This is a genomic window from Huijunlia imazamoxiresistens, assembly GCF_037132455.1.
Classification (GTDB): domain Bacteria; phylum Bacteroidota; class Bacteroidia; order Chitinophagales; family Chitinophagaceae; genus Flavisolibacter; species Flavisolibacter imazamoxiresistens.
Window position 1 is genome coordinate 1 of record NZ_JBBBEI010000055.1, and the last position, 9,779, is coordinate 9,779.

7 protein-coding genes are annotated in these 9,779 nt (G+C 55.0%); 2 read left to right on the forward strand and 5 right to left on the reverse strand.

Going from position 1 to position 9,779, the window contains the following annotated elements; genetic code table 11:
• Positions 1 to 554: 554 nt before the first annotated feature.
• The 4 genes from V9K67_RS26420 to V9K67_RS26435 all read right to left on the reverse strand — a co-directional run bounded on the left by V9K67_RS26420 (position 555) and on the right by V9K67_RS26435 (position 7,476).
• Positions 555 to 2,237: a RagB/SusD family nutrient uptake outer membrane protein gene (locus V9K67_RS26420; protein WP_336728025.1), complete on the reverse strand. Its 1,683-nt coding sequence runs from the start codon at positions 2,235 to 2,237 to the stop codon at positions 555 to 557.
• Positions 2,238 to 2,308: 71 nt separating this feature from the next.
• On the reverse strand, positions 2,309 to 5,497 hold the full coding sequence (locus V9K67_RS26425) for a SusC/RagA family TonB-linked outer membrane protein (protein ID WP_336728027.1): 3,189 nt from the start codon (positions 5,495 to 5,497) through the stop codon (positions 2,309 to 2,311).
• A 181-nt stretch (positions 5,498 to 5,678) separates the two neighbouring features.
• Positions 5,679 to 6,731, reverse strand: a complete 1,053-nt coding sequence (locus V9K67_RS26430; protein ID WP_336728029.1) for a FecR family protein — start codon at positions 6,729 to 6,731, stop codon at positions 5,679 to 5,681.
• 160 nt (positions 6,732 to 6,891) lie between these two features.
• On the reverse strand, positions 6,892 to 7,476 hold the full coding sequence (locus tag V9K67_RS26435; RefSeq protein WP_336728032.1) for an RNA polymerase sigma-70 factor: 585 nt from the start codon (positions 7,474 to 7,476) through the stop codon (positions 6,892 to 6,894).
• A gap of 284 nt (positions 7,477 to 7,760) precedes the next feature.
• Between V9K67_RS26435 and V9K67_RS26440 the strand changes: the two genes are divergently transcribed.
• Complete coding sequence (locus V9K67_RS26440) at positions 7,761 to 8,327, forward strand: Crp/Fnr family transcriptional regulator (protein WP_336728035.1); 567 nt, start codon at positions 7,761 to 7,763, stop codon at positions 8,325 to 8,327.
• 100 nt (positions 8,328 to 8,427) lie between these two features.
• Positions 8,428 to 9,495, forward strand: a complete 1,068-nt coding sequence (locus tag V9K67_RS26445) for an SDR family oxidoreductase (RefSeq protein ID WP_336728037.1) — start codon at positions 8,428 to 8,430, stop codon at positions 9,493 to 9,495.
• A 103-nt stretch (positions 9,496 to 9,598) separates the two neighbouring features.
• Here the strand turns inward: V9K67_RS26445 and V9K67_RS26450 are convergent.
• On the reverse strand, positions 9,599 to 9,779 hold a 181-nt coding region (locus V9K67_RS26450), incomplete at its 5' end, for a hypothetical protein (protein ID WP_336728038.1).

Genomic DNA, 9,779 nt, shown 5'->3' on the forward strand with positions numbered 1-9,779 from the left:
AGTGCAAAGAAGCAAAGAAAAACGATACGAAAAACAAAACGTTAATTTTTTTCTTTCAGCCATTTCCCCTTTTCCTCCCCTCCCCTGGCCCTTTTAGCCCTTTAAATACCCCCTGTTCCCTTTATACACTGAACTTAAAATGGCTTCTTTGTGGTGCCGTGCAATGAATTGTAACTGGTCGTTTTGCTCCGCCAGGCGTAAAACCTCTCCCCCGGTTTCGCCAAGGCGAAACCGACCCCTCCCCACATAGGGAGGGGTGAAGTCAGCGTAGCTTCGCGGGAGTACAGTCTAAAAGGCGAAAAAATAGCAGGAAACAAGGCATTTGGGTAGGCGCCATTTGTTTCTAACGTACAAACCCTTCTCCCGCGGAGCTACGATCCCCCTCCCTATGTGGGGAGGGGGGGCCACGCCCCCGGCGTGGCGGGGGAGAGGTTGAACGCCTTATAAATCTTCCCCTCCCTCCGGAGGGGATTTTTATTTTAGAATGGCGCGCCTTGTAAAAAAAAGCCCTCCCGTTAAAGCGGAAGGGCCTGTGCACGTTTCAAAACGGGGCATTAATTATAGCCCTGGTTTTGTTTGAATGCCTCCTTGTTCTGCATGACGTCGATCTCCACCTGCGGGATGGGCCGTACCAGGTGAAAGTCCTTGAAGTTGGCCGACGCCTCCGGGTTGCCCTTAGCGAGCCGTTCCTTCATCTTCCCGGTCCGTTTCAGGTCGAACCAGCGCACCTGCTCCCCGGCCAGTTCCCGGGCCCTTTCATCCAGGATAAAGTCAAGGTTGACGGCTGCGGCCGCAATGCGCATGTCCTGCTCCTTGCCCGGCAGGGCCGCCCTGCTCCGGACCACATTGATAAAGTCCGCTGCCGCCCCCTTGTCCGAAAGCTCCATGCTGGCTTCCGCAGCGATCAGGTACATTTCCGACAACCGGAACACAAACGCATCCCGTTTGCTTTCATGCACGCCCTTATCCGGCCGCGTCGGATCGGCGAATTTATTCAGCTGCACATAGCGGCTGCGGTCGCCTTTGGGCACGCCTGCGGCATCGTACACATCGTTGCGGTCCATGATGGTGTATTTCTTCGCTTGCCGGGCACTTTCAGGTACTACGTTTTTAGAGGCCACGAAAATGGTGTCTCCCAGCTTCACGCCTGCCGGCAGGGTGGCGGCGTCATTGGCCCACCAAGCCGTCCGGAAGGTACCGGCATACCGGGCATCTTTGGTTTCGTCGTACAGGTCCAGCAAATACCGGGAAGGAAGGAACTGGTTCAACGGCCGCCCGTTCTCCAGGTCCCAGGTAAACCCGGGCAGTCCGAAGTTCATCATGGTAAAGAAAGCGTGCGCATTATGGCCGCCCTCCCACAGGTAAAAGAATCCCAGGTCGCTGCCCCTGGGCCGGTCGTTCAGCTCGTTATTGGCCGTATAGTTGACAAACCAGACCGATTCCTTATTGGTATTGCCGTTGCTGTTGGCCATATTCCAAAGCGCCTTGTAGTCGGGCTGCAGCTTGAAATCGTAGTTGTTGATTACTCTTTTGGCCATGTCCAGGGCCTGGGGGTACATTTTACGCGTCAGGTACAACCGGGCCAGGAAGGCTTCCACGGCGGGCTGGGTCACCCGGCCGCCCTGGGGCGTCACAACGCCTGCCAGGTTTTTTAAGGCAATCTCCAGGTCGCTGAAAATTAACTTGTAGACCTCCTCCGCCGGGGCTCTTTCCGCGGTCATTTCGGGGCTCTCCGTTTCTTTTGTCCGGATCGGAACCGCGCCGAACGTTTCCACCAGGTGGTAGTAATAAAACGCCCGTAAGAACCTGGCCTCTCCTTCCCGCAGGGTCTTTACATTGGCGGCAAGGGCGGAGCCGCCCAGGCGCCCGATGGCCGCGTTACAGGCATTGATGCCCTTGTAAAAGCCGCCCCACACGTGGATCAGGCCGGGGTCGCTTCCCTGCAGGCTGCTGGTGTATTCGTGGTACGGGGAATAACCGCCGCCCCAGCCGGCGCGCAGCATTTCGTCGGTGCCGGCTTCCGTCAGCAGGTAGCCGATCATTTTACCGTACCAGAGCCGGGTAGGGGCATAACAGGAGTTAATCAGGTTTTCCATGCCTTCCGGCGTGTTGTATAAAACGTCTGCGGTGATGCCTGTTTTGTTTTCTTCCTGCAGAAAGTCCTTGGTGCAGGAGGAAAGGCCTACCAGGGAGGGCACGAGGAGGTTCAGGAGCAGTTTTTGAAGAATCGCTTTCATAAACCGATACTATTTTTAGTCTGAGATTGTTATTGAGTTTTCTTGTAAAAGGACAGGGACGTCCGCGCCGGTCAGAGGGCCAGGTTTAAGCCGAATACCAGTTGTTTGGTTAAGGGGTAATCCACCGAGCCGCCTCTTTCGGGGTCGTAATTTTTTACCTTGCTGAAGGTGAACTGGTTTTTGGCGGTTGCATAAACGACCACATTGCTGAACGGCAGCTTTTTGAAACTGCTTTTGGTGAGGTTGTACGCCAGCCGGATGTCCTTTATTTTCCAGAACGACCCATCCAGGTATTTTAACGTCGCCAGGTACTGGTCGGTCACGTTCGCTTTCGGACGGGGATAGGCATTGGTGGGATTTTCGGGTGTCCAGTAATCCACCACCGCCGTATTGAACAGGCCGCCGGGGTAATAAGAACCTGCATAGTCGCTGGAGATCATCTGGCCTACCCGTGCATAGATCAATACGTTCAGCGAGATGTTTTTGTAGCTGAAGTTATTGCTCATGCCCGCAGTCCATTTCGGAGACGCCTGTCCCAGCACGGCCCGGTCGTCCTTTGCCGTGATCTTGCCGTCGTTATTGAGGTCCTTTACCCTGATCTCGCCGGGCGTATGGCCATAGGTAGCCGCCAGGTCCTTGTCGCCGGACTGCCAGATGCCTGTTTTTTCATAATCATAAAACACCCGTAACGGCTTGCCCACGAACCAGCCTTTGGACACGTCGTCGCCGCCCACGCTCAACGCCACGATCTCTTCATTAAAGCGGGAGTAGTTGAAGTCGGTGGTCCAGGTGAACCGAGGGGTGGAAAGGTTGCGGGAGGAAAGGGTGAAGTCGATGCCGCTGGTTTTGGTTTTGCCCACGTTGTCGATAATGGAGTTGAAGCCCGTCACCGAAGGCAGGATGCGCTGCATCAGCAGGTCGCTGGTCCGGGTATGGTACACATCTATCGTACCCATGATCTTATTGGTGAACAACCCGAAGTCGAGGCCCGCATTGATGGTGGCGGTTTTTTCCCAGCCCAGGTCTTTGTTGGCAATGATATTGGGCCAGTAGCCGATGGCGGGGGTTTCGTCAAAGGCGAAGGGAACCCTGCTCAGGCCGCCCTGTGTCTGGTAGGGCTGGATGGCACTGTTGCCCGACACCCCGTAGCTGGTACGCAGCTTCAGCTCGGACAGCAAGGGAACTTTCGACAGGAACGGCTCGTCCACCAGGCGCCAGGCCACCGCCACGGAGGGGAAATACGCCCATTTGGCCCCTTCGGCCAGCACGGAAGCGCCGTCGGCACGCAGGGAAGCGGTCAGCAGGTAGCGGTCCTTGAACTTGTAGTTCAGCCTTCCGAAACCCGAGGCCAGCTGGCTTTCGGATAAGCTGCTGGAAACCCGTATATCGTTGGTGTTGGCACCCAAGTTATAGAAGAGGGCGGTGGAAAAGGGCTGGTTCTTGCCTTCCCCGGAAAACAGCACCGACCTGTTTTTGATCAGGCTGGTACCCCCCATCAGGTTGATGTCATGGTTTTTAAACGCCTTTGTATAGTTCAAAACATTTTCCCAGGTCAGGCTGCGGGATTTGTTGTCACTGAGCAGGGAACGGCTAAAGCCATTGTTCGTACCGGAAACGGTTGTATTCTTTCCTTCGAAAATACCCTGCTGGCTGTTGTTGATGTCTACGCCCACGTTCGTTTTGAACAGCAGGTTTTTGGTAATGCCCCACTCGCCGAAGCCCACCATGAAGATGCGGCTGCTGGCCGTGTTGTTGGCATAGTTGTCTGTGCTCTCGTCCATCAGGGGATTGATATCCAGCTTGCCCGGCCAGGGATACTGCTTCAGCGTGCCGTCCTCGTTATACGGAACGCCGTAGGGAACGCCTTTCATCAGGTTCCAGAAGCTGGTGTTGCGGCGCTCCTGGGTGGAGGAGTTGAAGTTCAGCACCGTGCCTATTTTCAGGTTGGCGGCCAGCTTATGATCCAGGTTCAGGTGCTGCACGAAACGTTTCAGGTTGTCGTTTTTCAAAAAGCCGCGTTCGTGGAAATATTCGGAAGACAGCCGGAAGGTGGTTTTGTCGTTGCCACCGGAGAGGGCGGCATGATGGCTTTGCACCGCGCCGCGGTGTACCATCAGGTCGATCCAGTTGGTATTGATGCCTTTTTGAATATTCTCATAGCCGCCCCCGAAGATGCTGGCGTCATCGGCCGGGCTGCTCCATTTTCCCAGGGCCCGGTACGACTCGCGGGTCATCGCCATGTATTCCTCCAGGTTTGTTTGCCGGTCGTAGTCGGAAAGGGCGTTGATGCCGTAATAATTATTCAGCTCCACCTTTGTCTTTCCTTTGCCGCTTTTGGTAGTAATGATGATGACCCCGTTGGCGCCCCTGGAGCCGTAGATGGCGGTGGAGGAAGCGTCTTTCAGCACTTCGATGGAGGCCACGTCGTTGGGGTTGATGTCGATATAAGCGCCGTACTGGATGCCGTCCACCAGGATCAGCGGTGCGTTGGACGCATTCAGCGACCGGTTGCCCCGGATCGTAAAGTTCATCGGGGCGCCGGTTTCACCGCTGCTGCGGGTAAGGTCCAGGCCGGCCACCTTGCCCTGCATGGTCTCCAGCACGTTGGTCACCGGCGTGGAGGTAATCTGTTCGGACTTTAAGGAAACCACCGAGCCGGTCAGGTCCCGTTTCTTTACCGTTCCGTAGCCGATCACCACCACGTTGTCCAGGCTTTGATTGAGCGGCACCAGGGAAATATCGATCGTTTTCTGGCTCCCCACTTCCACTTCCCGGACGGTATAGCCCACGAAGCTGAAGACCAGCACCGGCTTTTTGCTTTTTACAGCGATGGAATACCGGCCCTCTTCATCGGTTTTGGTACCGGCCTCTTCGTCTTTGACGGCCACGCTTACGCCGGGCAGCGGTTCCATTTTATCGTTGGTCACCCTGCCGGAGATCGTCAGCACGGGCGTTTCTCTTGTATCCTTTTTGATGGCGATCAGCCGGTCGTTCATCAGCTCGAAGGCCAGGCCGGCAGGGGCGAGCATTTTTTCCAGGACCTCGGTGAGGACGGCGTCCCGGGCCTCCAGGGTTACCCGGTGCCGGATGCCTTCCAGGTCGCTGTTGTATAAAAAGCGGTAGGCAGTCTGCTTTTCGATTTTGGCGATCGCCTGTCCTATTTCTTCATTCCTCACCTTCAGGCTGACCCTGCCCTGCGGATAACCCGCAGCAGAGACCTGCAAGCAACAGACGAGTAAAGCGGCAGCAATGAGATTCATGTAGAGGAGGATTTTTTGGGCAATAAACTTTTGGGCAATCGTTTGGAAACATTGCATAAATTTGAGATTAGGATTAAGAAATAGTCAGCTCTAGACGGTTGTTACAAAGTTTTAATCTGATAAGACAGGGAGATGCGCCAACATCTTCCTGTTTCTTTTTCCAGATCAAACCGGGGGAAGATCATTCTACTGATCGTACAGAAATTTCATTGGCATTTATTTTATAGGTGAACGAATGGACTTGTTGCAGGGCCTTCATCGCCTCTTCTACGGTTTCCTTTTCAAACGAACCATTGAACTTATATCCCTTCGCTTTTTCATCGGCAAAGGTGATGGTGACATTATACCACCGCTCCAGCTTGGCCGCCAGGTCCTGGAAGCTGTCGTCGCGGAACTCCAGCCGATTGTAGATCCAGGCCGTTTCCGGCAATTGCTCTTCCGTCACCGGCCTTTGGAAGGGCACTACCTGGAAGCTTCGGACCTCTTCGCGGGCCGGGGCCTTTCCCGCACCGGCCGTTTCCTTCACGTTTACCGGCGCCTTTTTGGAAATAATCAGCTTTTCATTCGGCTTCAGGTGCACCCGGGCATTCTGGTCTTTGCTGGAAGTGACTTCCACGGCTCCCCGCAGCAGCGTGGTTTCCATGGTAGCCTCCTCTTTATAATATTTCACATTGAAGGCCGTACCCAGCACCTTTATGGCAATATCGCCGGCATGCACGACAAAGGGACGATCTGGGTTTTTCACGACGTCAAAAAACGCTTCGCCGCTGATCGTCACCTCCCGGCTGGGGCCGGAAAAGTCGCCCTGGTAGCAGATCTTTGACCCGGCGTTCAGCCATACGGTGCTCCCGTCCGGGAGCAGGGCCCTGGTTCTGCTGCCCTTTTGCGCCACGATCACCCGTTCGCCGGTGCCGCTTTGAGGCCCTGAATTTTTTCCCTGAAAGAAAAAGAACCAGCTGCCCGCCATTACCAGGAGGAGCACCGCCGCATACCGGCCGTATTTTAAAAACAGCGGCAACACCCGGGCGCTTTCCGGCACGGCTGCAGGTGCTTCCACGGCTGCAGGTGCTTCCGGCGCTTCCGCCCTGTTCCCTTCCGCCTTTTGCACGATCCGCCGGATCCGTTGCTGGTCGGCCGGTTGCAGGTTCCGCGAAGGCTTCGTGCCCCGTAAATCCTTCTGCCAAAGCTTTTTCAGCGTGTCCATTTGCTGTTGCACTTCGGGATGGCTTTCCATAAAAGCAGCCAGCTCTTTTTCGTCCCCGGGTGATAATTCCCCGGTAAGCGCCCGTGCGACCAAAGCTGCTATCCTGTTGGGTATGTCCATGCGATTAAACGTGCTCTGTTCTATAAGACAGAGCTTTTTGATTGATCTACTAAAAGAAATTCAAAAATTTTCAGATTTTTTTGGGGGAGGCTTCCGTGCCTTTGCGGATGCCGAGGGCGGCGCAGATGCGCCGGATGGCGATGGCCATCTGGCTGTCGATCGTGTTGACCGAAATGTTCAGGATTTCCGCCACTTCCTTGTATTTAAGGCCGTCCTCCCGTAAAAGCTTGAAGATCATCCGGCAGCGGGGAGGCAAGGCATCGACCGCCACCTGCATGGACTGCATCATCTCCGAAAGGATCAATTCTTCCAGGGGAGAGGCGCCGCCGGCGGCAAGGGGGTATTCGTCGCTTAACACGTCGGCGGGCAGGGTGCGGGATCTTTTTTCCAGCTCGTTCAGGGCGCCGTTTTTAACGGCTTTGTACAGGTAGACCGGTAAATTCTGGAGGTGAAGGACATTGTTCTTGTTGGACCACAGCCGGACAAAAACGTCTTCCACCACTTCTTCCGCCGGTTCCCTGGCCTTCAGGTAGGATTGGGCAAAGGCACAGAGCTTGTCAAAATAATGTTCGTACAGCAATTCGATCCCCGCTTCATCATGGGCGGCAAATAAGGCTTTGACTTCCGCAAGCAAGCCGTCATCGTTAGTATTCATGAGCTCTATTATTATCCATCTGGGTTTAACCAAATTAAAGGTTGGCGGCCTGATCATATGGCATTGGCTGGACCGCAAGTACAAACCTATACCGGGGCGGAAAAAACGGGGTTTGAATATTGGCCCAAAAGGTTCAAATTTTGGTGCAGGAAATTTATCTATTGAAAATCAGTGACGTATGCGTGCCCTAAAGCGGCCGGTGCCGTCGGCAAACAGGGGAACGGCGGTTGCGAAGATTTACCCGTACTTTTATTTTCTTTGAGAACAGCTATCAACAGCCAGGCATGGAAGAACTACTCAGGCGGCAGATTGAAAGGATCGTGAAGCTCACGGACGAGGAATTCCGCTTTGTACTCCAGCATTTTACCCCGAAAGCCTACCGGAAGCATCAGTATGTATTGCAGGCAGGCAACCCGGCTTCCAATGACCATTTTGTGGTCAAAGGGCTGCTGAAGTCGTTCTACATCGATGACGACGGGAAGGTGCACATCCTGCAATTCGCCATGGAGGACTGGTGGATCTCTGATCCGCAGGCGTATCACAACCGGGGCCCGGCCACCTTGAATATCGATTGCATCGAAGACACCCAGCTCTATTCCATCTCCATCGACAACCGGGATAAGCTGTGCACCCATCTTCAAAAAATGGAGTACTTTTTCCTGAAAAAGACGACCGCCGGTTATATCGCCCTGCAGCAACGGATCCTGTCGCTGTTGAGTAAAAATGCCGGGGAGCGGTACCGGCAGTTCCTCCAGCTGTACCCGGCCCTGCCGCAGCGGCTGCCCAAGGCGTTGATTGCCTCCTACCTGGGTGTTTCCCGGGAAACGCTCAGCCGCATTACCTCGGCCTAGTGTGACCTGGCGCACACTTTTTTTGTGCGGTAGGTCCTTTTCCACCTGGTGCCTGTTTTCCAATTTTGCGGTCGGAAACAATCTAATCATGCCTGAAAAAATGAAAAAAATTGCACTTGTTGTAGGCGCCAGCGGCATTGCCGGCAGTAACCTGGCGGAAAAGCTCCTTTCCGAAGGCTGGACCACTTATGGCCTGGCCCGTACGATTAAAGCAACCGGCACGGGGTTGATCCCCGTCGCGGCCGACCTGCTGGATAAGGGCAGCCTGGCTGCTGCCCTTGCGGAGGTTCAGCCCACCCATGTATTTTTCACCAGCTGGATGCGCCAGGAGACCGAAGCGGAAAACATCCGGGTCAACCGCCTGATGGTGCATAACCTGCTGGAAACCCTGTCGCCCAAAAAGTCGGTACGGCATGTGGCCCTTGTTACCGGGCTCAAGCATTACCTCGGCCCTTTTGAGGCGTATGCCCAGGCCGGGACCCTGCCGGAAACGCCCGTGCGGGAAGAGCATCCGCGGCTCAATATCGAGAATTTCTACTATGCGCAGGAGGACGAGGTGTTTGCGGCGGCGGCCCGTGACGGCTTTACCTGGAGCGTCCACCGCCCGCATACGGTGATCGGCAAGGCCGTGGGTAACCTGATGAACATGGGCACCACCCTGGCGGTTTATGCCAGCATTTGTAAAGAAACAGGCCGGCCCTTCCGGTTTCCCGGATCGGAGGCGCAGTGGAACGGCCTTTCGGATGTTACGGATGCCCGGGTGCTGTCGGCGCAAATGATCTGGGCGGCCACTTCGGAGCACGCTCATAACGAGGCGTTCAACGTAGCCAACGGCGATGTGTTCCGCTGGAAGTGGCTGTGGCAGCAGGTTGCCGACTGGTTTGGCGTAGAGGCGGCAGGCTTTGACGGCACGATCCATCCCCTTGAAGCGGAAATGCAGGGGGACGGGCCGCTGTGGCAGGAGATCGGCGCGAAGTACCAGTTGAAGGAACCCCGGCTGAACCGCCTGGCCTCCCCCTGGCACACGGATCTTGACCTGGGGCGTCCCCTGGAAGTGATGACCGATATGAATAAAAGCCGAAAGCTGGGCTTTTTGGTCTACCAGGACACACGGGCGTCCTTTTTCGACCTCTTTGAAAGCCTCAGGGCCGACCGGCTGATTCCCTAAATCCTGCAGCGACTGGAAAAGGGCGGGCCGCCAAACAAAATCCTGGCGGCGCCTGGTCGTTTTTACCTGATTTCCCGGGCTTTAGTGCCTTTTTCCAGTCATTTTAGTGGTGAAACAATGAATTTTTTTGCTGAAAAACGAGGTTGGGAATAATGAAAAAAAATGGCTGTAAGTGGCTGTGGTAAAGGGTTTTAACTATCGGGGAGGCTGTTTTGGCATAATAGGATGACACCTGATTTGGAAATAAGGGGAGCGGAACTCCTCTTATTTTTGTGTCATCGAAA